This window comes from Pseudomonas sp. Bout1 (genome assembly GCF_034314165.1).
GTDB lineage: Bacteria > Pseudomonadota > Gammaproteobacteria > Pseudomonadales > Pseudomonadaceae > Aquipseudomonas.
In genome coordinates this window covers 1,021,235-1,042,538 of record NZ_JAVIWK010000001.1, presented here as the reverse complement: position 1 = coordinate 1,042,538, position 21,304 = coordinate 1,021,235, and the positions used below count along the sequence as shown (strand labels likewise).

Below are 21,304 nucleotides of genomic sequence, written 5' to 3'. Positions count from 1 at the left end.
GGTAGGCGGCCAGCCATAGGCCGCCACCGAAGCCATGCACCTCCAGAGAACTCGCATGCAAACTTTTTTTATCGCGCCCACCGATTTTGGTGTGGGTCTGACCTCCATCAGCCTTGGGCTGGTGCGTACCCTTGAACGGGCCGGGCTGAAAGTCGGCTTCTTCAAACCGATTGCCCAGCCACACCCCGGCGACACCGGCCCCGAGCGTTCCACCGAACTGGTGGCCCGCACCCACGGCCTCAAACCGCCCCAGCCTTTAGGCCTGGCCCATGTAGAGCGGATGCTCGGCGACGGCCAGCTGGACGAGCTACTGGAAGAAATCATCACCCTTTACCAGCAAGCCGCCGTGGGCAAAGACGTGCTGATCGTCGAAGGCATGGTGCCAACCCGCAGCGCCAGCTATGCGGCCCGGGTCAACCTGCACCTGGCCAAGAGCCTGGATGCCGAAGTGATCCTGGTCTCGGCCCCGGAAAACGAAGTGCTGACCGAACTCTCCGGCCGCGTGGAGTTGCAGGCCCAACTGTTCGGCGGCCCGAAAGACCCAAAAGTACTGGGCGTGATCCTCAACAAAGTGCGCACCGACGAGAGCATGGAAGCGTTCTCGGCGCGGCTCAAAGAGCATTCGCCGTTGTTGCGCAGCGGCGATTTTCGCCTGCTGGGCTGCATCCCGTACCAGCCGGAACTCAACGCCCCGCGCACCCGCGATGTGGCCGACCTGATGGGCGCGCAGATCCTCAACGCCGGTGATTATGAAACCCGGCGCATGACCAAAATCATCATCTGCGCACGCACCATGCGCAACACCGTGGAGCTGCTCAAGCCCGGCGTGTTGGTGGTAACGCCCGGCGACCGCGACGACATCATCCTCGCCGTCAGCCTGGCCGCCATCAACGGCGTGCCGCTGGCGGGTTTGCTGCTGACCAGCGACACCCTGCCCGACCCACGCATCATGGACCTGTGCCGTGGCGCGTTCCAGGCTGGGCTGCCGGTGTTATCGGTGAGCACCGGCAGCTACGATACCGCCAACCAGCTCAACAGCCTGAATAAGGAAATCCCGATTGATGACCGCGAACGTGCGGAGATCATCACCGATTTCGTCGCCAGCCACCTCGACGCCCGCTGGCTGCACCAACGCTGCGGCACACCGCGGGAGATGCGCCTGTCGCCGGCGGTGTTCCGCTATCAACTGATCCAGCGCGCCCAGGCGGCCAACAAACGCATCGTGCTGCCCGAAGGCAGCGAGCCGCTGACCGTGCAGGCCGCCGCCATTTGCCAGGCCCGCGGGATTGCCCGTTGCGTGTTGCTGGCCAAGCCGGCGGATGTGGAAGCGGTAGCCCGCGCCCACGGCATCGAGCTGCCCGAGGGCCTGGAGATTCTCGACCCCGACCTGATTCGCCAGCGTTACGTCGAGCCGATGGTGGCCCTGCGCAAAACCAAAAGCCTCAACGCCCCGATGGCCGAGCAGCAGCTTGAAGACACGGTGGTGATCGCCACCATGATGCTTGCCCTGGATGAAGTCGACGGCCTGGTCTCCGGCGTCATCCATTCCACCGCCAATACCATTCGCCCGGCCTTGCAACTGATCAAGACTGCGCCGGGCTGCACCCTGGTCTCGTCGGTGTTTTTCATGCTGTTCCCGGAGCAAGTACTGGTGTACGGCGACTGCGTGATGAACCCGCACCCAAGCGCGGCGGAGCTGGCGGAAATCGCCCTGCAAAGCGCCGACTCGGCTGCCGCGTTCGGCATCACGCCACGGGTGGCGATGATCAGTTATTCCAGCGGCGATTCGGCCACGGGCGAAGAAGTCGAGAAAGTCCGCGAAGCCACCCTGCTTGCCCACGAAGCCCAAAGCTCGTTGCTGATCGACGGCCCGTTGCAATACGACGCCGCTGCCAACGAAACCGTGGCCCGGCAACTGGCGCCCAACAGCCTGGTGGCAGGCAAGGCCACGGTGTTCGTGTTCCCGGATCTCAACACCGGCAACACCACGCACAAGGCAGTGCAGCGCAGCGCCGATTGCGTGAGCCTGGGGCCAATGCTGCAAGGCCTGCGCAAACCGGTAAACGACCTGCCCCGTGGGGCGCAGGTGGACGACATCGTGTACACGATCGCATTGACCGCGATTCAAGCCGCCAACCGACCTATGGATGTCTAAATGCTGGATTTTCTACCTGCCGCCGTGCGCGGGGTAATCGCCTCGCTGTTGCTGGCGTTGAACACGATTTTGCTGTGTTCGTTCCTGTTTATCGTGGCGTTGTTCAAGGCCTTGCCGTTTGCCAAGCGCTTCAGCGAATGGCTGATGAACCAGACCCACGAAGCCTGGATCAGCAATAACAAGGCCTGGATGAACCTGGTGCGCCGCACCCGCTGGCACATCAAAGGCCTTGAAGGCCTGGACTATCAGCATTCGTACCTGGTGACCAGTAACCACCAGAGCTGGGTCGATATCATGGTGCTGCAATACGTGCTCAACCGGCGTATTCGCCCGCTGAAGTTCTTCCTCAAGCAAGAGCTGATCTGGGTGCCCGTGATCGGCCTGGCATGGTGGGCGCTGGGTTTCCCGTTCATGAAGCGCTACACCAAGGCGTACTTGGAAAAGCACCCGGAGAAGAAAGGCAAGGACCTGGAAACCACCCGCAAGACCTGCGCGAAGTTTCGCCACAACCCGGTGGGCATTTTCAACTTTGCCGAAGGCACACGTTTTACGCCCGGCAAACACGCACAGCAGAAATCGCCGTTTCGTTACCTGCTGAAACCCAAGGCCGGCGGTATCGCGTTTGTGCTGGATGCGATGGGTGAGCAGCTCAAATCACTGGTGAACGTGACCATTCACTACCCTGCCGGACGTCCGGGTTACTGGGATTTGCTGTGCGGGAACGTGAAGGACGTGGTGGTGCAGTTTGAAGAGGTGCCGATTCCGACCGAGTTTATCGGCAAGAATTATGAGCAGGATGGCGAATATCGGTTGGCGTTCCAAGGCTGGATCAACCGGTTGTGGGAAGACAAGGATGTGTTGCTCGAAAAGCTCCACCGCGACTTTCCCGCGACTTAAAAACCTGGCGTAGCAGCTGTCGAGCGCCAGCGAGGCTGCGTCGGGAGCGCCTCGGTTCGATGCCTGGCTTAGTTCCGGCGGCGCGGCCAACGCAGCCTCGCTGGCGCTCGACAGCTGCTACAGGGAGGCATGAAAAAAGCCCGCCACCGAGTGATCGGTGGCGGGCTTTTTAGGGCGCGTGACGCTTAGATCGCGCCGCGCTGACGCAGCAGTTCCAGCACTTGCTTGACGCTGTCTTCCAGCGACAGGGCCTGGGTGTCGAGCACCAGGTCAGCATTCAACGGCACGTCGTACGGGAAGGACTCACCCGGGATGTTATCCCCGCCCGCCGCGTACAAGCCTTGCGGATCACGCTCGGCACACACCAGCGGCGAAGCCTGCACGTACACGGTCAGCAAACGATCACCGCCGATCAAGGCCTTGGCCTGTTCACGCCCTTCGGCATCCGGGGCCACGAACGCCGCCAGGGTCAGCAAGCCCGCTTCGTTGAACTGACGCGCCACGTGAGCCGCACGACGCCAGTTCTCGGTACGCCCGGCACGGTCCTGCGGCAGGCCCTTGTTCAGGTCATGCCGCAGGTTCTGGCCATCCAGTACAAACACTGCGCGGCCCAGGTCGAATAGCTTGCGCTCCACCGCGTAGGCCAAAGTGCTTTTGCCGGCGCCCGACAAACCGCTGAACAACACGGTGGCCGGTTGCTGGCCGAAGCGCTGGGCACGTTCTTCGGTAGCCACGTGAGCCAACTTGCCATGCTGCGCCGCGCTACCATGAATCACTGGCTGCGCGATGATCATGCCGGCAGCCACGGTGCCATTGGTCAAACGGTCGATGACGATAAACGAACCCGTGGTGCGGTTACTCGCGTAACCGTCCAGCGCGATGACCGCGTCGAGGCTGACCTTGACCCGGCCAATCTCGTTCAACTGCAAGGCACTCGCCGGACCTTCTTCCAGGGTGTTCACATCCACGCGATGCACGATGCTGGTGATGGAACCCGGCACGTAGCTGGTGGCGCGCTTGATGTCGTATTTCTTGCCCGGCAGCATCGGCTCTTCGGCCATCCACACCAGCATGGCGTCGAACGCGTCGGTCACTTGCGGCACGTTGTCGGCATGCACCAGCAGGTCGCCACGGGAGATGTCGATCTCGTCTTCCATGGTCAGCGTCACAGCCTGGCCTGGGCCGGCGTTTTCCAGTTCACCTTCAAAGGTAACGATGGATTTGACGCGGCTGCTCTTGCCCGACGGCAGCACCACAACCTCGTCGCCCTTGTGCACGATGCCGCTGGCCAGGGTGCCGGCGAAACCACGGAAGTTCAGGTTCGGACGGTTGACGTACTGCACCGGGAAACGCAGGTCGGTGTAGTTGCGGTCGTTGGCGATCTCGACGGTTTCGAGAATCTCCATCAGCGACTGGCCGGTGTACCAGGGCGAACGCTCGCTTTTGTTCACCACGTTGTCGCCCTTGAGGGCCGACATCGGCACAAACGCCATGGTGCTCGGCTTGAAGGCAATGCCGTCGGCAAACTTCAGGTAATCAGCCTTGATCGCCTCAAAGATGCTTTGGTCAAAGCCATTGATGTCCATCTTGTTGACGGCCACCACGATGTGCTTGATGCCCAGCAACGAGGCGATAAAGCTGTGGCGACGGGTCTGGGTCTGCACACCGTAACGGGCGTCGATCAGGATAATCGCCAGGTCACAGGTGGAGGCACCGGTGGCCATGTTGCGGGTGTACTGCTCATGGCCGGGGGTGTCGGCGATGATGAATTTGCGCTTGGCGGTGGAGAAGTAGCGGTAGGCAACATCGATGGTGATGCCCTGCTCACGCTCGGCCTGCAGGCCGTCGACCAGCAAGGCCAGGTCGATGTCGTCGCCCGTGGTGCCGGACTTTTTCGAATCGCGGGTGATGGCTTCCAGATGGTCTTCGTAGATCATCTTGGAGTCGTGCAGCAGGCGCCCGATCAGGGTGCTCTTGCCGTCGTCGACGTTGCCGCAGGTCAGGAAGCGCAACATTTCCTTGCGCTCGTGCTGGCCCAGGTAGGCGAGGATGTCCTCGCTGATCAAATCAGATACGTGCGACATGACAGCCCCTTAGAAATAGCCTTGACGTTTTTTATCTTCCATCGAGCCGGCACCATCGTGGTCGATGACACGGCCCTGGCGCTCGGAAGTTCGCGTCAGGAGCATTTCCTGAATGATGTCCGTCAGCGTCTCGGCTTCGGACTCCACCGCACCCGTCAACGGGTAGCAGCCAAGGGTACGGAAACGTACTTTCTTTTTGACGATTCGGGCTTTGTCTTCGTCGGACAAGTGCTCGAGGATGCGGTCGTCGTCGATCATGATCAACGTGCCGTTCTTCTCGATCACGTCACGTTCGGCGGCGAAGTACAGCGGAACGATCGGGATGCCTTCAAGGTAGATGTACTGCCAGATGTCCAGCTCGGTCCAGTTGGACAGCGGGAACACGCGGATCGACTCGCCCTTGTTGACGTTGCCGTTGTAGACGTTCCACAGCTCCGGGCGCTGGTTTTTCGGGTCCCAGCGGTGCTTGCTGTCGCGGAACGAGTACACGCGCTCTTTGGCGCGCGATTTCTCTTCATCGCGACGGGCACCGCCGAACGCTGCGTCGAAACCATGCTTGTCCAGGGCCTGCTTGAGGCCTTCGGTCTTCATGATGTCGGTGTGCTTGGCGCTGCCGTGGGTGAACGGGTTGATGTTCTGTGCCACGCCATCGGGGTTGATATGGGTGATCAGGTCCAGGCCCAGTTCTTCGACCATTTTGTCGCGGAACCTGTACATCTCCTGGAATTTCCAGCGGGTGTCGACGTGCATCACCGGAAACGGCAGCTTGCCCGGGAAAAATGCCTTGCGTGCCAGGTGCAGCATCACGGCGGAGTCTTTACCGATCGAGTAGAGCATCACCGGGTTATCGAACTCGGCGGCGACCTCGCGGATGATGTGGATGCTTTCCGCCTCCAGCTGTTTCAGATGCGTCAGTTTGTCGACCATGGCTACTCACGGAAAAACGATCTTATGGACGGCCAGCGGGCCGTGTTCGAGCGGGGCATGCTAGCACAGCGCCTAATTCTATTGAGGGAGCTGGCTAGATCGAAACGGTATATCAATATACCGCCGGGTTTGGCTGAAACCTCCCCTTCCCCGTAGCAGCTGTCGAGCGCCAGCGAGGCTGCGTCGGGCGCGCCTGGGTATGGCGCCTGGTTCGGGTTTGGCGGTGCTGCCGACGCAGCCTCGCTGGCGCTCGACAGCTGCTACGGAGGTCGGTGCTCTTATATGGGGTTTGGGCAATCGATGAACAGGTGCTCCAGGGCAAAACGCCTTGCCAGGTAATCACCCAGCGCCTGCACACCGTAGCGCTCAGTGGCGTGATGCCCGGCCGCGATAAAGCTGATGTCGTTTTCCCGGGCGCTGTGGAAGGTCTGCTCCGAGGCTTCGCCGCTCAGGTACAGGTCAACCCCGGCAAGCACCGCCTGGTCGATGTAACCCTGGCCACCGCCGGTGCACCAGCCGACGCGGCGGATCATCTCGCTGCCTTCGATCAGCAGCGGCTCGCGGCCCATGGCCTCCTGCACACGGCGCGCGAAGTCGCGGGGCAACATGGGCTCGGCCAAGGATCCCACCAGGCCCACGACCTTGAGGTTGTCGGGGTCCAGTGGGCCTTCGACGGTGATGTCCAGTTGCCGGGCCAGTTGCACGTTGTTGCCGACTTCCGGGTGCACATCCAGGGGCAAGTGGTAGGCCAGCAGACTGATGTCGTGCTTGAGCAGGGTTTTCAGGCGGCGCTGCTTCATGCCGGTGATGCACGGGCTTTCGCCTTTCCAGAAATAACCGTGGTGCACCAGCACCAGGTCGGCCTGGGCTTCGACCGCCGCGTCCAGCAATGCCTGGCTCGCCGTCACGCCGCTGACGATGCGCAGCACTTGCGGGCGGCCCTCGACTTGCAGGCCGTTGGGGCAGTAATCGGCGATTTTTGCACTATTAAGGTAGCGGTCCGCTTCCTCGACTAAGGTGCTCAGGGCGACAGCCATAAAAGACTCCTAAATATCCCGTTCAGAGGCGCTCACGGCCTCGTATAATGCGCGACATTATGGGCGCTCTCCCGCCCCCTGCAACCCGTCAGGATTTTCTTAATGCTCAAGGCACTGCGTTTTTTTGGATGGCCATTGTTGGCTGGCGTGCTGATCGCGATGCTGATTATTCAGCGTTATCCACAACTGGTCGGCCTGCCGACCCTCGATGTCAACCTGCAACAGGCACCGCAAACCAGCGCGGTGGTACAAGGCCCGGTGACTTACGCCGACGCGGTGGTGATCGCCGCCCCCGCCGTGGTCAACCTGTACACCACCAAAGTCATCAACAAACCGGCGCATCCACTGTTTGAAGACCCACAATTTCGTCGCTATTTCGGCGACAACTCGCCCAAGCAGCGGCGCATGGAATCCAGCCTCGGCTCCGGTGTGATCATGAGCCCCGAAGGCTACATCCTCACCAACAACCACGTGACCACCGGCGCCGACCAAATCGTCGTGGCCCTGCGTGATGGCCGCGAAACCCTGGCGCGGGTGGTCGGCAGCGACCCGGAAACCGACCTCGCGGTACTCAAGATCGATTTGAAAGGCCTGCCCTCGATCACCATCGGGCGCTCCGAAGGCTTGCGCGTAGGTGACGTGGCGCTGGCCATCGGCAACCCGTTCGGGGTCGGCCAGACCGTGACCATGGGCATCATCAGCGCCACCGGGCGCAACCAGTTGGGCCTTAACAGCTACGAGGACTTTATCCAGACCGACGCCGCGATCAACCCCGGCAACTCTGGCGGCGCACTGGTCGATGCCAACGGCAACCTGACCGGCATCAACACCGCGATTTTCTCCAAGTCGGGCGGCTCCCAGGGCATTGGCTTTGCCATCCCGGTAAAACTCGCCACGGAAGTGATGAAGTCGATCATTGAGCATGGCCAGGTAATTCGTGGCTGGCTGGGGATTGAAGTGCAACCACTGACCAAGGAACTGGCCGAGTCGTTTGGCCTGACCGGGCGCCCGGGCATCGTGGTCGCCGGGATCTTCCGCGACGGCCCGGCGCAGAAAGCCGGCCTGCAATTGGGGGATGTGATCCTCAGCATCGACGGCGAACCGGCCGGTGATGGCCGCAAGTCGATGAACCAGGTAGCGCGGATCAAGCCAACCGACAAGGTGGCGATCCAGGTGATGCGCAACGGCAAGGAGATCAAGCTGTCGGCAGAAATCGGCCTGCGTCCGCCGCCGGCGCCGGTCAAAGAAGAAGAATAAAAGCCAGGGCTGAACGCGGTCCCTGCAGGAGCGAGCGTGCTCGCGAAAAACCTGGAGGGTGCCGCGTTGATTGAGGATGCCAGCGTCATCGTTAACGACCATCGCGAGCAAGCTTGCTCCTACAAGGCCACCGGCGCTCTCTCACACAAGGTATTGAGCGCCACCGCCCACTGCGGGTCATCATTCAAGCAAGGCACCAACACCAACTCCTCGCCCCCCGCTTCGCGGAACTGCTCCAGCCCACGATCGCCAATCTCCTCCAGTGTCTCGATGCAGTCCGCCACGAACGCCGGGCACATCACCAGCAACTTCTTCACCCCTTGTTGAGCCAATGCTTCAAGGCGTGCCTCGGTGTAGGGTTCGATCCACTTGGCCCGGCCGAGCCGCGACTGGAACGCCACCGACCACTTGCCGTCCGGCAAGCCCAGGCGCTCGGCAAAGTCCCGCGCAACGCTGAAGCACTGGGCGCGATAGCAGGTGGCAAGCACCTCGGCAGAGGCATTCTGGCAACAGTTGGCGTCCTTGAAACAGTGTTGCCCGGTAGGGTCGAGCTTTTTCAGGTGACGTTCCGGCAGCCCGTGAAAACTAAGCAACAGGTGATCAAAATCCTGTTCCACGTAAGCCTTGGCACTGTTGGCCAACGCGTCGAGGTATTCCGGCTGATCATAGAACGGCTGCAGAATCGAAAACTCGATTGCCAGCTTTTTGTCCCGCACCACACGGTGGGCCTCTTCAATCACCGTGGTCACGGTGCTGTCGGCAAACTGCGGGTACAAGGGCGCCAGGGTTACTTTCTTGATGCCCTGGCCGGCCAATCGCACCAGCACTGTTTCAATCGACGGCTCGCCATAACGCATCGCCAACTCCACCGGGCCGTGGGTCCATTGCGCGGTCATCTGTTGTTGCAGGCGGCGGCTAAGGACGACCAGCGGCGAGCCTTCGTCCCACCAGATCGAGGCGTAGGCATGGGCCGATTGCTCGGGGCGCTTGATCAGGATCAGCGACACCAGCAAGCGCCGCACCGGCCACGGCAGGTCGATGACGTAAGGGTCCATCAGGAATTGATTGAGGTAGCTGCGCACATCCGCCACCGACGTAGACGCCGGAGAACCCAGGTTGACCAGTAACAACGCGTGATCCGTCATGCAACATCCTATCTCTAGAGGCGGCTGGACAAGTCGTCCAGGGCCGCGTGCAACTCAGTGAACTGGAAAGTGAAACCGGCCGCCAGCAGCCGCTGCGGCAACGCCCGCTGGCCGCCCAGCAACAAGCCCGACAGCTCACCCAGGCCGATGCGCAAGGCAAACGCCGGCATGGGCATGAACGCCGGGCGGTGCAGCACCTTGCCCAATGTCTTGGCGAACTCAAGGTTGCGCACCGGGTGTGGCGCGCAGGCATTATAAGGACCGCGGGCATCGCTCCTGTGCAGAAGAAAATCAATCAGGGCGATTTGATCCTTTATATGGACCCACGGCATCCACTGCCGACCATTGCCGATAGGCCCGCCCAGCGCCAATTTGAACGGCAACAGCAGCCGCGACAAAAAGCCGCCCTCTGCCGCCAGCACCAGGCCGGTGCGCACCAGTACGACACGCAGGCCAAACGCCTCGGCGCGCTGGGCGCTTTCTTCCCAGGCAATACACAGTTGGCTGGGGAAATCGTCCTGCACCGGGCCGCTGTCTTCGGTCAGCTCACGCTCGCCGCCGTCGCCATACCAACCGACCGCAGAGCCGGAGATCAACACCTGCGGTTTTTGCTCAAGGCCCTCAAGCCAGGCCAATAACGTTTCGGTCAGACCAATCCGGCTGCTCCACAGCAGCACCTTGCGTTTATGGGTCCATGGCCGGTCGGCAATCGGCGCGCCAGCCAGGTTGACCACGGCGTCCACTGCCTCGCTTATGTCTTGCAGCCGGGCGACCCCACGCACTCGAGCACCGCACAGTTTGGCTACTCGTTCGGGATGGCGACTCCAGACCGTAAGGCGATGGCCTTGGGCAAGCCAGTGTTGGCAGAGTTGGCGGCCGATCAAACCGGTACCGCCGGTCAGCAAAATGTGCATGAGTTGTTCCTCGTGTAACGTTCGCCGACCACCCTTAGTCTATTTTATAAACAGGGATGTTTTAATCGGGCGCAACGCTGGTTAAACCTTCAGGTTTAACCATAGGTCACGCCAAACGATCAGGTACGCCAAAACTTATACCAAAAAACAATATTGTACAGCTATTGGTGTCGGCGTAGTCTGTACCCAACGGTAAAACGAGGCCTCCCATGACTGTTCCCATCGCGATCATAGGCACCGGCATCGCCGGTCTCTCCGCCGCCCGAGCGTTAAAAGACGCGGGGCACGTTGTACAACTTTTCGATAAAAGCCGCGGCAGTGGCGGCCGCATGTCCAGCAAGCGCAGTGATGCCGGCGCCTTGGACATGGGTGCGCAGTACTTTACTGCGCGCGACCGACGCTTCGTCATCGAAGTGCAACGCTGGCAAGCCAATGGTTGCGCCGAACAATGGAAGCCACAGCTGTACAACTTCAAGTCCGGGCAACTGACGCCCTCCCCCGATGAACAGATCCGCTGGGTCGGTACGCCGCGCATGAGCGCGATTACCCGCGCCCTGCTCGATGACTTGCCGGTGCAGTTCGGTTGCCGCATCACCGAAGTGTTCCAGGGCAAACAGCATTGGAACCTGCTGGACGCCGATGGCGAAAGCCACGGCCCGTTCAGCCACGTGATCATCGCCACCCCGGCCCCGCAAGCCACCGCCCTGCTGGCCGCCGCGCCCAAGCTGGCGAGTGCCGCCGCCGGGGTGAAAATGGACCCTACCTGGACCATCGCGCTGGCCTTCGACAAGCCGTTGGATACGCCCATGGAAGGCTGCTTCGTGCAGGACAGCCCGCTCGACTGGCTGGCCCGCAACCGCAGTAAACCGGGGCGCGACACCACCCTCGACACCTGGGTGCTGCACGCCACCAGCACCTGGAGCAAGCAACACCTGGACCTCACCAAGGAAGCGGTAATCGAACACTTGCATGGCGCCTTTGCCGAACTGCTGCACAGCGCCATGCCTGCGCCTTCCTTCGCCCTGGCCCACCGCTGGCTGTATGCGCGCCCGTCCACCAGCCATGAATTTGGCGTGCTCGCCGACGCCGACCTGGGCTTGTACGTGTGCGGTGACTGGTGCCTGTCAGGCCGTGTGGAAGGCGCCTGGCTCAGCGGGCAGGAAGCGGCGCGGCGGTTAATCGAGCACCTGCAATGAACCGCATCAACCCGGCCAAATTGCTGCTGTCGAAGTGGACAGCAACCCGCCCGCAGCACAAGGAAAAACATTTCCTGGTGACCCAGTTGCTGCGCGATGATGAGGGCGATGTGCAGGAAATCGAACTGGAGGCCGTGATGACCCGCCGCGTGCAGCGCCTGGCCTGGCAAACCCTGCAAAACGCCGAAGACTGGAAAATTGGCTGGCAATAGCCATCACGCAAATACCTGTACAAATTATTTGACTTGTACAGCTTCAAACCTATGATGAGTTTAAGTTGTACAGAAATTTAACTCTGTACAGGAATTTCATCGAGGTTTGGCCATGTCCAGCACCCTGCCCGCCACCGGCAAACCGAAAATCGCCATCAGCGCCTGCCTGTTGGGCGAGAACGTGCGCTTCAACGGCGGGCATAAACAATCCCAGCTGTGTAGCCAGACCCTGGCCGATTATTTCGACTTCGTGCCGCTGTGCCCGGAAGTAGCCATCGGCCTGGGCATCCCTCGCGAGCCGATTCGCCTGGTGGGCGACCCGCTCAAACCCCAGGCCGTGGGCACCGTGCACCGCGAACTCAACGTAACCCAGCCACTGGACGATTACGGCCAACAAATGGCCGCGGAACACACCGACCTCTGCGGCTATATCTTCATGCAGAAATCCCCGTCCTGTGGCCTGGAGCGGGTCAAGGTTTATCAGGACAACGGCATGCCCATCGACGGCGGCGGTCGCGGCATCTATGCCCAGGCCTTTTGCGCGCGCCATCCCAATCTCCCGGTGGAAGAAGACGGTCGGCTGAATGACCCAGTGCTGCGGGAAAACTTCCTGACCCGGGTGTTCGTCTACGCCACCTGGCAGCAATTGCTTGCCGAGGGCCTGACCCGCCACCGCTTGCTGGAATTTCACTCGCGCTACAAATACTTGCTGATGGCCCACAGCCCGGTGCATTACAAAAGCCTCGGCAACCTGCTGGGCAGCATGCGCAAAGACGTCGACCTTGACGCACTGGCTACCGGCTACTTCGGCGAACTGATGACCGCGCTGACCCAATGCGCCACCCGTGGCACCCACACCAACGTGCTGCAACACATCAGCGGCTACCTCAAGCAAGCCATCAGCGCCGAGGACAAACAGGAAATGCAGGCCATCATTGGCCAATACCGCCAGGGCATCGTGCCGCTGGTGGTGCCGCTGACCCTGCTCAAGCACCATTTTCGCCAGCACCCGGACCGCTACATCGCGCAGCAGGCCTACCTGCAACCGCACCCGGAAAACCTCAGCCTGCGTAATGCGATTTAACCTATGAATCTTCCCCTGCAAGAACCTGTCGAAGACATTGCCCAGGCCCTGGAACAAGGCTGGCTGCCGATTCGCGAAGTGGCGCGCCAGACCGGCGTCAACGCTGTAACCCTGCGCGCCTGGGAACGGCGCTACGGCTTGATCGTGCCCCAGCGCACGCCCAAGGGGCATCGGCTGTTCAGTGCCGAGCATGTGCAACGCATCCACACCATCCTGACCTGGCTCAACCGCGGCGTACCGGTGAGCCAGGTCAAGAGCCTGATCGACACCGCCCACACCACCAGCGAATCGCCGGTGGAAAACGAATGGCACAACCGCCGCCAGCACCTGTTGCAGGCCATCAGCGAACTGGCCGAGCGCCGGGTGGATGACGCCTTCAACCAGGCCATGGCGCTGTACCCGCCGCGCACCTTGTGCGAGCAGCTTTTGCTGCCGTTGCTCAAGGAGCTTGAACTGCGCTGGCAAGGCCAGTTCGGCGCACAGATGGAGCGGGTGTTTTTCTATTCCTGGCTGCGCAGCAAGTTCGGTGCGCGGATGTACCACAACAACCGCCAGCTCAACGGCGCGCCGCTTCTGCTGATCAACCACTCCGACCTGCCACTGGAGCCGCATTTGTGGCTTACCGCCTGGCTGGCCAGCAGTGCCGATTGCCCGGTGGAGGTCTTCGACTGGCCATTGCCGGCCGGCGAACTGGCCCTGGCTGTCGAACACCTGCAACCGCGCGCGGTACTGCTGTATTCGAGCAAGGCACTCCAGGTGCCGGCGCTGGGCAAACTGTTGAGCGGCTTCAGTTGCCCAAAGCTGATAACCGGACCAACGGTATGCATCCACCAGGCCGAGCTGACCGTATTAACCCAAGACATTCCTGAATTGCTCCTGGCCGAAGACCCATTGTCGGCCCATCAGGCTCTGATCCAGCATGGACTTATTTAAATGCACTTGATCTGGTTGCGCACCGACCTGCGCCTACACGACAACACCGCCCTCGCCGCCGCCGCACAGCGCGGCCCGACAGCGGCTGTCTACCTGATCAGCCCGCAGCAATGGCTGGCCCACGATGACGCGCCGTGCAAAATCGACTTCTGGCTGCGCAACCTCAATAGCCTGAGCGTGGCACTGGGCGAGTTGAACATCCCATTATTGATCCGCCATGCCTCGACCTGGGATGAGGCACCGCAGGTTCTCGCTGACCTGTGCGAGCAATTGTCGATCGAATCGGTGCACGTCAATGACGAATACGGTATCCACGAAGACCAGCGCGACGCCGCCGTGGCCCTGGCCCTCGAAGGCAAGGGCATAACGTTCCACCGTTACCTGGACCAATTGTTTTTCCAGCCCGGCAGCGTCCTGACCAAGACCGGTACGTATTTCCAGGTGTTCAGCCAGTTCCGCAAGGTCTGCTACAACCGCCTGCACAGCGCCTTGCCGCGCCTGGTCGCGACCCCCAAGTCACAAGCGCCGCTCACACTCAAAAGCGACCCGGTCCCGGCTCACGTCGACGGTTTTGCCACGCCGAGCGAAGCCTTGCGTGCCCTGTGGCCTGCCGGCGAAACCGAGGCCCGGCGCCGTCTCGACCAGTTTGCCGATGCACAAATCAGCTACTACAAGGACGAACGCGACTTCCCGGCCAAACCTGGTACCAGCCAGCTGTCAGCCTACCTCGCCGCGGGCGTGGTCTCGCCGCGCCAATGCCTGCACGCCGCGCTGCAAAGCAACCAGGGTGAATTCGAAAGCGGCGATGTGGGCACCATCACCTGGATCAACGAGCTGCTGTGGCGCGAGTTCTACAAGCATATTCTGGTGGGATACCCACGGGTCTCGCGCCATCGCGCGTTCCGCCCGGAGACCGAAGCCGTGGCCTGGCGCCACAGCCCGCAGGACCTGAAGGCCTGGCAGGAAGCACGCACCGGCCTGCCGATTATCGATGCGGCCATGCGCCAATTGCTGGAAACCGGCTGGATGCACAACCGCCTGCGCATGGTGGTGGCGATGTTCCTGACCAAAAACCTGCTGATCGACTGGCGTGAGGGCGAGCGCTTTTTCATGCGCCACCTGATCGACGGCGACCTGGCGGCCAACAACGGCGGCTGGCAGTGGAGCTCCTCCACCGGCACCGATTCGGCACCGTATTTCCGAATTTTCAGCCCCTTGAGCCAGTCGGAAAAATTCGACGGCGAAGGCGTATTCATCAAGCACTGGCTGCCGCAACTGGCGACGTTGAACAAAAAAGAAGTACACAACCCCGACGCCATGGGCGGCCTGTTTGGCGTGGCCGACTATCCTCGTCCTATTGTCGACCTGAAAAAGTCTCGCGAGCGCGCCCTCGCCGCCTTCCGCAGCCTGCCTTCACGCCAGGCAGCCGGAGGCAGCCATGAGTGATTTCCTGCGCAGGTTTGCCCAAGCCTTTGCCAGTGTGGACAAACACAACCTGCACCTGCTCGACAGCCTGTACAGCCAGGACATCAGCTTCACCGACCCGCTGCACGAGGTGCACGGGTTACCGGCGCTGCACCGCTACTTCGCCGAGCTGTACGACAACGTCACCCAGTTGCGCTTCGACTTCCACGGTTTCGACCAGGTGGCAGAAGGCGAAGGTTACCTGCGCTGGAAAATGAGCTTCTGCCACCCGCGCCTGGCCAAGGGTGAGGTGATTCGCGTCGAAGGCTGTTCGCACTTGCTGTGGCGCGACAAGGTGTATTGCCACCGGGATTATTTCGACGCAGGTGCATTGCTGTACGAACACGTGCCGGTCCTCGGCGGCGTGGTCAGTTGGCTGAAAAGGAGAATGGGATGAGCCTTACACCTCCACGGCGTTATTGGTTGACCGGCGCCAGCAGTGGCATCGGTGCCGAGCTGGCCAAGGCGCTGCTCGGCAGCGGCGCCCATGTGGCCGTCAGCTCCCGCTCCAAAGCGCCGCTGGACGAGCTCGCGCAGGCGTACCCCGGGCAAGTGCTGGTGGTGGCAGGCGACCTGACCAACAGCCAGACCGTGCGCGAAATCGGCGAGCATATCGCCGCGGCCTGGGGCTCGCTGGACACCGTAATTCTTAACGCCGGCACCTGCGAATACGTGGACGTCCGGCAGTTCGATTCCTCGATCATCGAACACGTAGTACGCACCAACCTGCTGGCCAGCAGTTACTGCATCGAGGCCGCCCTGCCGCTCTTGCGCGCAGGTCATACTCCTCACCTGGTCGGCGTTGCCAGCGCCGTGACCTACCTGCCGATGCCCAGGGCAGAAGCCTATGGCGCCTCCAAGGCAGGCCTGCGTTACTTGTTCGAATCCCTGCGCATCGACCTGTCGCCCGAAGGCATTGACGTGACTGTGGTCAGCCCGGGGTTTGTCGATACGCCGCTGACCGCACGCAACGATTTCCCCATGCCCTTGAGCTGGCCGGCGGACAAGGCCGCACGGCATATTTTCGCCAAGCTGCAAACCCGCCCATTGGAAATTGCCTTCCCCGCCCTGTTCATTGCCGCGATGTGGCCGCTGTCGAAACTGCCGAACCGCGCCAAGCTGATCATCGGCAAACGCATGCTGCGTAGCCCGCCGCCGAAGAAGGACGACCTGTGAAGATCGCCATTATCGGCAGCGGCATTGCCGGGCTGACCAGCGCCTATCTGCTCAGTCGCCGCCACGACATCACCCTGTTCGAAGCCGGTGATCGCATCGGCGGGCACACCCACACGGTGAATGTCACGGTTGATGGCAAAGGCTATGCGGTAGACACCGGTTTTATCGTATTCAACAACTGGACCTACCCCAACTTCATCAAGCTGCTGGGGCAGATCGGCGTGAGGTTCAAGCCCACCGAGATGAGCTTTTCGGTGTGCGACCCGGGCGCCGGGTTCGAGTACAACGGCAACAACCTCAACAGCCTGTTCGCCCAGCGTCGCAATATCCTGTCGCCGGGGTTCTGGGGCATGTTGCGCGACATCCTGCGTTTCAACCGCCAGGCGCCGCTGGACCTGCAAGAGCAACGCATCAGCGCCGAAATGACCCTGGGCGAGTACCTGCAGGCCGGCGGCTACGGCCAGCGGTTTATCCAGCATTACATCGTGCCGATGGGTGCGGCGATCTGGTCGATGTCGCTTTCGGACATGCTTGGCTTTCCCCTGCAATTCTTTGTGCGGTTCTTCAAGAACCACGGCTTGTTGTCGGTGAGCAACCGGCCGCAGTGGTGCGTGATCGAAGGCGGTTCCGGCCAATATATCGCGCCGCTGACCGCCTCGTTTCGCGAAAAGATTCGCCTCAATTGCCCGGTCACCCGGGTTGAGCGCACCCCCATCGGTGCAGTTGTCCACAGCGCCGCCGGCAGTGAGCCATTCGATAAAGTGGTGTTCGCTTGCCACAGCGACCAGGCGCTGGCACTGCTGGGTGATGCAAGCCTGGCCGAGCAGCAGATCCTCGGCGCCCTGCCCTATGCCGACAACGACGTAGTGCTGCACACCGACACCCGGTTACTGCCCGACCGCAAACTGGCCTGGGCCAGCTGGAATTACCGCCTGGACGGCAGTGCGCAAAAACAGGCCGCCGTGACCTACGACATGAACATCCTGCAAGGCATCGACAGCGCCACCACTTTTTGCGTGAGCCTGAACCAGACGGCGATGATCAACCCGCTCAAAGTCCTGGCCCGCTACACCTACGCCCACCCGCAATACAGCCTGGCCGCCGTGGCCGCGCAAGCGCGCTGGGAAGAATTGCATGGCGCGCAGCACACCTATTATTGCGGCGCCTATTGGGCCAACGGTTTTCACGAAGACGGCGTGGTCAGCGCGTTGCGCGTGGCCAAGGCGTTCGGGGAAGTCCTGTGAACAGCGCCCTGTACAGCGGCTGGATCGCCCACCGGCGGTTTGTGCCCAAGGGCCATGCCTTCCGCTACCGGATCGGCCTTTTGTACCTGGACCTCAGCGAACAAAACGAAGTGTTCGGCTTGTCGCCACTGGCGGGCGACCGCTGGGCGCCGTTCGCGTTTCGCCAGCAGGACTACCTGCGTGAATTTACCCGTCACGGCATGAGTTTGACCGATGCCGTACGCCAAGAAGTTGGCAAGGCCCTGGGGCGCATCCCCTCGGGCGTAATCTGCCTGCTGACCCAGGCCCGCAGTTGGGGCCTGGCCTTTAACCCGGTGAGTTTCTTCTACTGTTTCGAGGCCGATGGAACGCTGGCCGCGATCCTCTGTGAAGTGACCAACACCCCGTGGCGCGAGCGCTATCACTACGTGCTGCCGGCCCAGGCGTTGCCTGCCGGCGAGCATCAGCACTTCGCCGTGGCCAAGGCGTTTCATGTCTCGCCGTTTTTGCCCCGCGACCTCGAATACCGCATGAGCTTCAGCCCGCCCGCCGCCAAACTCGGCGTGCACATGGCCGATTGGCAGGGCGAGCTGAAAGTCTTCGACGCCACGTTAAGCCTGCAACGCGAAGCCTTGAACCGCGCCAGCCTGCACCGCTACCTGTGGCGCTTCCCGTGGATGACCGCCAAGACCTGCCTCGCAATTTACTGGCAGGCCTTGCGCCTGCTGCTTAAACGCACGCCGATTTTTCCCCATCACGCCGCCGAAGGCGCCTCTCGCACCGCAGTCGGGTATACCAAGGATCGCCGCCATGAAATCCCCTAGCTTATCGGTCAAATCCAACCGCTTGAACGTCAACGGCATGACCGCTGCGCTGCTGCGCAAAGCGGTGTTGCGCCAGCTCGGCCAATTGCGCCACGGCCAGTTGGTGGTGGTCGAGGATGGCGAACGGCAAGTCTTCGGCGCACGGGAAGCGCACCTGCTGGGGGAAATCCAGATACTCGACTCCGCCGTGTGGGGCCTGGTGGCGGCCAACGGTTCCATCGGCGCGGGCGAGGCATTTATCCATGGTTACTGGAGCAGCCCGGACCTGACCGCCGTAGTGCGCGTGATGGTCAGCAACCTCGACGTGCTGGATGCACTCGAAGGCGGCCTGGCCAAACTGGCACGGCCCTTCACCCAGGGCCTGCACTGGCTCAACCGCAATACGCGCAAGGGTTCGCAGAAAAACATCGCCGCCCACTACGACCTGGGCAATGACCTGTTCGAAGAATTCCTCGACCCGACCATGATGTATTCGGCGGCGCAGTTCCTTACCGCCGATGACACCCTGGAACAGGCGCAGCTGAACAAGCTGGAGCGCATCTGCCAGAAACTCGCACTGAAACCGTCGGACCACCTGCTGGAAATCGGCACCGGCTGGGGCAGCATGGCGATTTACGCGGCGCAGCAGTATGGCTGCAAGGTCACCACCACCACCTTGTCCAAGGAACAGTTTGCCTACACCGAAAAACGCATCGAGGCCCTGGGTTTGCAGAATCAGGTGACGCTGCTGCTGGAGGACTACCGCGACCTGACCGGGCAATACGACAAGCTGGTATCGATCGAGATGATCGAAGCGGTGGGCCATCGCTTCCTCCCCACCTATTTCAAACAGTGTGCGCAGTTGCTCAAGGGCAACGGCCTGATGTTGCTGCAAGCCATCACCATTCGTGAGCAGCGCTACGAGCAGGCCAAGAACAGTGTGGATTTCATCCAGCGCTACATCTTCCCCGGCGGCGCCCTGCCCTGCGTGCAGAAGATGCTGGAGGTGATCAGCCGCGACACCGACATGAACCTGCTGCACATGGAGGATTTCGGCCTGCACTACGCGCGAACCCTGCGCCTGTGGCACGAGAACTTTCGCCGAGCCCATGGCCGTCTGACAGAAATGGGCTACGACGAATACTTCCTGCGGCTGTGGGAGTTTTACCTGTGCTACTGCGAAGGCGGCTTTATGGAGCGCACCATCGGCACCGCGCAAATGCTCCTGGCCAAGCCGGCGGCGCTGACCCAACCGTTGCTCGGGCGCTTTGATGCTTAAACCGCTGGCGAATGCCGTGCTGTTCCAGTGCGGTTGGTTTGCCTGTGTGCTGGGCGGCGATAGCCTGTGGCTGTTGGTGGGATTGGCCGTGCTGGCGGTCCATCTGCTGTGGATAAGTTCGTGGTCAGAGGAGGGCCAGGTGATGCTTGCGGTCACCCTTTTAGGCACAGTGATCGACACCTCACTGCGCGCATTTGGGGTGTTCCATTTCAGCCTGCCCGGGCCGCTGGCGCCTTTGTGGCTGATCCTGTTGTGGGCATTGCTGGCGACCACGCTGCGCCATTGCCTGGCCTGGAGCGCACAGCCCTGGTGGCGCGCCAGTCTGTTGGGCGCAGTGGGCGGGCCGCTGTCTTATTACGCGGGCAGCCAATTGGCCGGCGTCAGTTTCGGCTACGCCACCGTGCCGACCTTCATCGGCCTGGCGTTACTCTGGGGGATGATATTCCCCTTGCTGCACTGGGTCGCCAGGCAGTTGTCACACTGACGTCCGTCAGGCCTTTCACACACACGTAAGCCGCTTGCCTTACACTGCGCGCCTATGACCAACATCCCCCACACACAAATCGCCGAACCCGCCGTCACCTGCTCCACCTGCGCCGCGTGCTGCTGCCAGTTGGAAGTGATGCTGATCACCGATACCGGCGTGCCTGATCGCTTTATCGATACCGACGATTGGGGCGGCGAAGTCATGCTGCGCCTGGATGACGGTTGGTGCGCGGCGCTGGATCGCGACACGATGATGTGCACGATTTACGAGAAGCGGCCGCTGATCTGCCGGGAATTCGAGATGGGCGCGCCGGAGTGTATTGACGAGCGCCAGGGGATTGCGACGGTATATCGCTGATTTTGAAACCGATATAGATCAACTGTGGGAGCTGGCTTGCCGGCGATAGCATCAACTCGGTGTAACTGATGCACCGAGGTGCCTGCACCGCTGGCAAGCCAGCTCCTACAGGGGGTTTGCGGTGTTCTTGAGAGTTACAGCGGCATCGTGTAGTGCAGCGAATAGCTCTCGACACCATCGTTATTGCTGCTGATCCCGGCATTGGAGTAATGGGTGGCCCGAATGCCCACCTCATGCCCGCCGGCAAAGCGCAGGCCAAAGCCCAGTCGGTCTTCAAACTGGAAAGCCTGGCCGATGTTGTTGTCTTCAAGACGTGTGCGCGAGAACACCGCCACGCCAATCCCCGCTTCGATGTACGGCTTTACCTTTTCCCCGGCAAATTCATACACAAATACCGGCGCGAACGACAGGCTGCTGGCCCCCGCGCGCTCGTCACCTTCCCAATAGGTATAGGCACCGCTCCAGTACCCTGTCAGGCGACCGGTGCTGCTCTGCCACCAGCTTTTGTCCCAATCCGAGGTCAACCCCAACCGATAAGTCATGGTCGAATCGCTCGTGCTCCCCACTCCAAACTCCAGGCCCGCCGCCTGTGCTGTAAAAGAGTGCCCCAACATTGCGGCCGCAATCGCAGCCAAACAGAATAAGCGCTTCATAAGAAACATCCTTTCCGAACG

At 61.4% G+C, this 21,304-nt stretch carries 21 protein-coding genes; 15 read left to right on the top strand and 6 right to left on the bottom strand.

What is annotated here, in order from left to right; translation table 11 throughout:
* Positions 1–55: 55 nt before the first annotated feature.
* Together pta and RGV33_RS04605 are read left to right on the top strand one after the other, a co-directional pair.
* On the top strand, positions 56–2,155 hold the full coding sequence (gene pta / locus RGV33_RS04610) for a phosphate acetyltransferase (protein ID WP_017476010.1): 2,100 nt from the start codon (positions 56–58) through the stop codon (positions 2,153–2,155).
* Positions 2,156–3,052 carry an acyltransferase gene (locus RGV33_RS04605; protein ID WP_322143268.1) on the top strand — a complete coding sequence of 299 codons (897 nt, stop codon included), beginning with the start codon at positions 2,156–2,158 and terminating at the stop codon, positions 3,050–3,052. It abuts the gene before it with no gap.
* A gap of 185 nt (positions 3,053–3,237) precedes the next feature.
* On the opposite strand, the gene cysN is transcribed toward RGV33_RS04605, so the two are convergent.
* From cysN to RGV33_RS04590, 3 genes are all read right to left on the bottom strand, one after another.
* Positions 3,238–5,136 carry a sulfate adenylyltransferase subunit CysN gene (gene cysN / locus RGV33_RS04600; RefSeq protein WP_322143267.1) on the bottom strand — a complete coding sequence of 633 codons (1,899 nt, stop codon included), beginning with the start codon at positions 5,134–5,136 and terminating at the stop codon, positions 3,238–3,240.
* Positions 5,137–5,145: 9 nt separating this feature from the next.
* Positions 5,146–6,063 carry a sulfate adenylyltransferase subunit CysD gene (cysD, locus tag RGV33_RS04595; RefSeq protein WP_099489720.1) on the bottom strand — a complete coding sequence of 306 codons (918 nt, stop codon included), beginning with the start codon at positions 6,061–6,063 and terminating at the stop codon, positions 5,146–5,148.
* 278 nt (positions 6,064–6,341) lie between these two features.
* Entirely contained in the window at positions 6,342–7,100 is a 759-nt protein-coding gene (locus RGV33_RS04590) for a Nif3-like dinuclear metal center hexameric protein (RefSeq protein ID WP_322143266.1), read from the bottom strand.
* 102 nt (positions 7,101–7,202) lie between these two features.
* Here RGV33_RS04590 and algW point away from each other — a divergent pair, with 102 nt between their 5' ends.
* Positions 7,203–8,357 carry a Do family serine endopeptidase AlgW gene (algW, locus tag RGV33_RS04585; protein WP_003208442.1) on the top strand — a complete coding sequence of 385 codons (1,155 nt, stop codon included), beginning with the start codon at positions 7,203–7,205 and terminating at the stop codon, positions 8,355–8,357.
* A gap of 119 nt (positions 8,358–8,476) precedes the next feature.
* Here algW and hemH read toward each other — a convergent pair whose 3' ends face one another.
* Complete coding sequence (hemH, locus tag RGV33_RS04580; RefSeq protein ID WP_322143265.1) at positions 8,477–9,502, bottom strand: ferrochelatase; 1,026 nt, start codon at positions 9,500–9,502, stop codon at positions 8,477–8,479.
* A 14-nt stretch (positions 9,503–9,516) separates the two neighbouring features.
* Positions 9,517–10,416, bottom strand: a complete 900-nt coding sequence (locus RGV33_RS04575) for a TIGR01777 family oxidoreductase (protein ID WP_322143264.1) — start codon at positions 10,414–10,416, stop codon at positions 9,517–9,519.
* A gap of 209 nt (positions 10,417–10,625) precedes the next feature.
* Here RGV33_RS04575 and RGV33_RS04570 point away from each other — a divergent pair, with 209 nt between their 5' ends.
* The 12 genes from RGV33_RS04570 (at position 10,626) to RGV33_RS04515 (ending at position 20,630) form a co-directional block, all read left to right on the top strand.
* Positions 10,626–11,612 (top strand): NAD(P)/FAD-dependent oxidoreductase, encoded by a 987-nt coding sequence (locus tag RGV33_RS04570; protein WP_322143263.1) that lies wholly within the window; start codon positions 10,626–10,628, stop codon positions 11,610–11,612.
* On the top strand, positions 11,609–11,824 hold the full coding sequence (locus RGV33_RS04565; RefSeq protein WP_322143262.1) for a TIGR02450 family Trp-rich protein: 216 nt from the start codon (positions 11,609–11,611) through the stop codon (positions 11,822–11,824). Before RGV33_RS04570 ends, RGV33_RS04565 begins: the two co-directional genes overlap by 4 nt.
* A 112-nt stretch (positions 11,825–11,936) precedes the next feature.
* Positions 11,937–12,908 carry a DUF523 and DUF1722 domain-containing protein gene (locus tag RGV33_RS04560; RefSeq protein WP_322143261.1) on the top strand — a complete coding sequence of 324 codons (972 nt, stop codon included), beginning with the start codon at positions 11,937–11,939 and terminating at the stop codon, positions 12,906–12,908.
* Between the two features lie 3 nt (positions 12,909–12,911).
* On the top strand, positions 12,912–13,841 hold the full coding sequence (locus RGV33_RS04555; protein ID WP_322143260.1) for a MerR family transcriptional regulator: 930 nt from the start codon (positions 12,912–12,914) through the stop codon (positions 13,839–13,841).
* Entirely contained in the window at positions 13,842–15,287 is a 1,446-nt protein-coding gene (gene phrB, locus RGV33_RS04550; protein WP_322143259.1) for a deoxyribodipyrimidine photo-lyase, read from the top strand.
* A complete protein-coding gene (locus tag RGV33_RS04545) occupies positions 15,280–15,702 on the top strand; it encodes a nuclear transport factor 2 family protein (protein ID WP_322143258.1) in 423 nt (140 codons plus the stop codon). Before phrB ends, RGV33_RS04545 begins: the two co-directional genes overlap by 8 nt.
* Complete coding sequence (locus RGV33_RS04540) at positions 15,699–16,481, top strand: SDR family NAD(P)-dependent oxidoreductase (protein ID WP_322143257.1); 783 nt, start codon at positions 15,699–15,701, stop codon at positions 16,479–16,481. Before RGV33_RS04545 ends, RGV33_RS04540 begins: the two co-directional genes overlap by 4 nt.
* Entirely contained in the window at positions 16,478–17,725 is a 1,248-nt protein-coding gene (locus RGV33_RS04535) for an NAD(P)/FAD-dependent oxidoreductase (RefSeq protein ID WP_322143256.1), read from the top strand. The genes RGV33_RS04540 and RGV33_RS04535 overlap by 4 nt, the downstream gene beginning before the upstream one ends.
* Entirely contained in the window at positions 17,722–18,528 is an 807-nt protein-coding gene (locus RGV33_RS04530) for a DUF1365 domain-containing protein (protein ID WP_322143255.1), read from the top strand. Before RGV33_RS04535 ends, RGV33_RS04530 begins: the two co-directional genes overlap by 4 nt.
* Positions 18,515–19,786 carry a cyclopropane-fatty-acyl-phospholipid synthase family protein gene (locus RGV33_RS04525; protein WP_322143254.1) on the top strand — a complete coding sequence of 424 codons (1,272 nt, stop codon included), beginning with the start codon at positions 18,515–18,517 and terminating at the stop codon, positions 19,784–19,786. Before RGV33_RS04530 ends, RGV33_RS04525 begins: the two co-directional genes overlap by 14 nt.
* Complete coding sequence (locus RGV33_RS04520; protein WP_322143253.1) at positions 19,779–20,270, top strand: DUF2878 domain-containing protein; 492 nt, start codon at positions 19,779–19,781, stop codon at positions 20,268–20,270. The genes RGV33_RS04525 and RGV33_RS04520 overlap by 8 nt, the downstream gene beginning before the upstream one ends.
* Before the next feature lie 54 nt (positions 20,271–20,324).
* Positions 20,325–20,630: a YkgJ family cysteine cluster protein gene (locus RGV33_RS04515; protein WP_003208416.1), complete on the top strand. Its 306-nt coding sequence runs from the start codon at positions 20,325–20,327 to the stop codon at positions 20,628–20,630.
* Positions 20,631–20,764: 134 nt separating this feature from the next.
* On the opposite strand, the gene RGV33_RS04510 is transcribed toward RGV33_RS04515, so the two are convergent.
* Entirely contained in the window at positions 20,765–21,283 is a 519-nt protein-coding gene (locus RGV33_RS04510) for an acyloxyacyl hydrolase (RefSeq protein ID WP_322143252.1), read from the bottom strand.
* Between the last annotated feature and the right edge of the window lie 21 nt (positions 21,284–21,304).

Coding starts and splice junctions, on each gene's coding strand:
- pta (WP_017476010.1), top strand. CDS start 56: ATGCAAACTTTTTTTATCGCGCCCACCGATTTTGGTGTGGGTCTGACC.
- RGV33_RS04605 (WP_322143268.1), top strand. CDS start 2,156: ATGCTGGATTTTCTACCTGCCGCCGTGCGCGGGGTAATCGCCTCGCTG.
- cysN (WP_322143267.1), bottom strand. CDS start 5,136: ATGTCGCACGTATCTGATTTGATCAGCGAGGACATCCTCGCCTACCTG.
- cysD (WP_099489720.1), bottom strand. CDS start 6,063: ATGGTCGACAAACTGACGCATCTGAAACAGCTGGAGGCGGAAAGCATC.
- RGV33_RS04590 (WP_322143266.1), bottom strand. CDS start 7,100: ATGGCTGTCGCCCTGAGCACCTTAGTCGAGGAAGCGGACCGCTACCTT.
- algW (WP_003208442.1), top strand. CDS start 7,203: ATGCTCAAGGCACTGCGTTTTTTTGGATGGCCATTGTTGGCTGGCGTG.
- hemH (WP_322143265.1), bottom strand. CDS start 9,502: ATGACGGATCACGCGTTGTTACTGGTCAACCTGGGTTCTCCGGCGTCT.
- RGV33_RS04575 (WP_322143264.1), bottom strand. CDS start 10,416: ATGCACATTTTGCTGACCGGCGGTACCGGTTTGATCGGCCGCCAACTC.
- RGV33_RS04570 (WP_322143263.1), top strand. CDS start 10,626: ATGACTGTTCCCATCGCGATCATAGGCACCGGCATCGCCGGTCTCTCC.
- RGV33_RS04565 (WP_322143262.1), top strand. CDS start 11,609: ATGAACCGCATCAACCCGGCCAAATTGCTGCTGTCGAAGTGGACAGCA.
- RGV33_RS04560 (WP_322143261.1), top strand. CDS start 11,937: ATGTCCAGCACCCTGCCCGCCACCGGCAAACCGAAAATCGCCATCAGC.
- RGV33_RS04555 (WP_322143260.1), top strand. CDS start 12,912: ATGAATCTTCCCCTGCAAGAACCTGTCGAAGACATTGCCCAGGCCCTG.
- phrB (WP_322143259.1), top strand. CDS start 13,842: ATGCACTTGATCTGGTTGCGCACCGACCTGCGCCTACACGACAACACC.
- RGV33_RS04545 (WP_322143258.1), top strand. CDS start 15,280: ATGAGTGATTTCCTGCGCAGGTTTGCCCAAGCCTTTGCCAGTGTGGAC.
- RGV33_RS04540 (WP_322143257.1), top strand. CDS start 15,699: ATGAGCCTTACACCTCCACGGCGTTATTGGTTGACCGGCGCCAGCAGT.
- RGV33_RS04525 (WP_322143254.1), top strand. CDS start 18,515: ATGAAATCCCCTAGCTTATCGGTCAAATCCAACCGCTTGAACGTCAAC.
- RGV33_RS04520 (WP_322143253.1), top strand. CDS start 19,779: ATGCTTAAACCGCTGGCGAATGCCGTGCTGTTCCAGTGCGGTTGGTTT.
- RGV33_RS04515 (WP_003208416.1), top strand. CDS start 20,325: ATGACCAACATCCCCCACACACAAATCGCCGAACCCGCCGTCACCTGC.
- RGV33_RS04510 (WP_322143252.1), bottom strand. CDS start 21,283: ATGAAGCGCTTATTCTGTTTGGCTGCGATTGCGGCCGCAATGTTGGGG.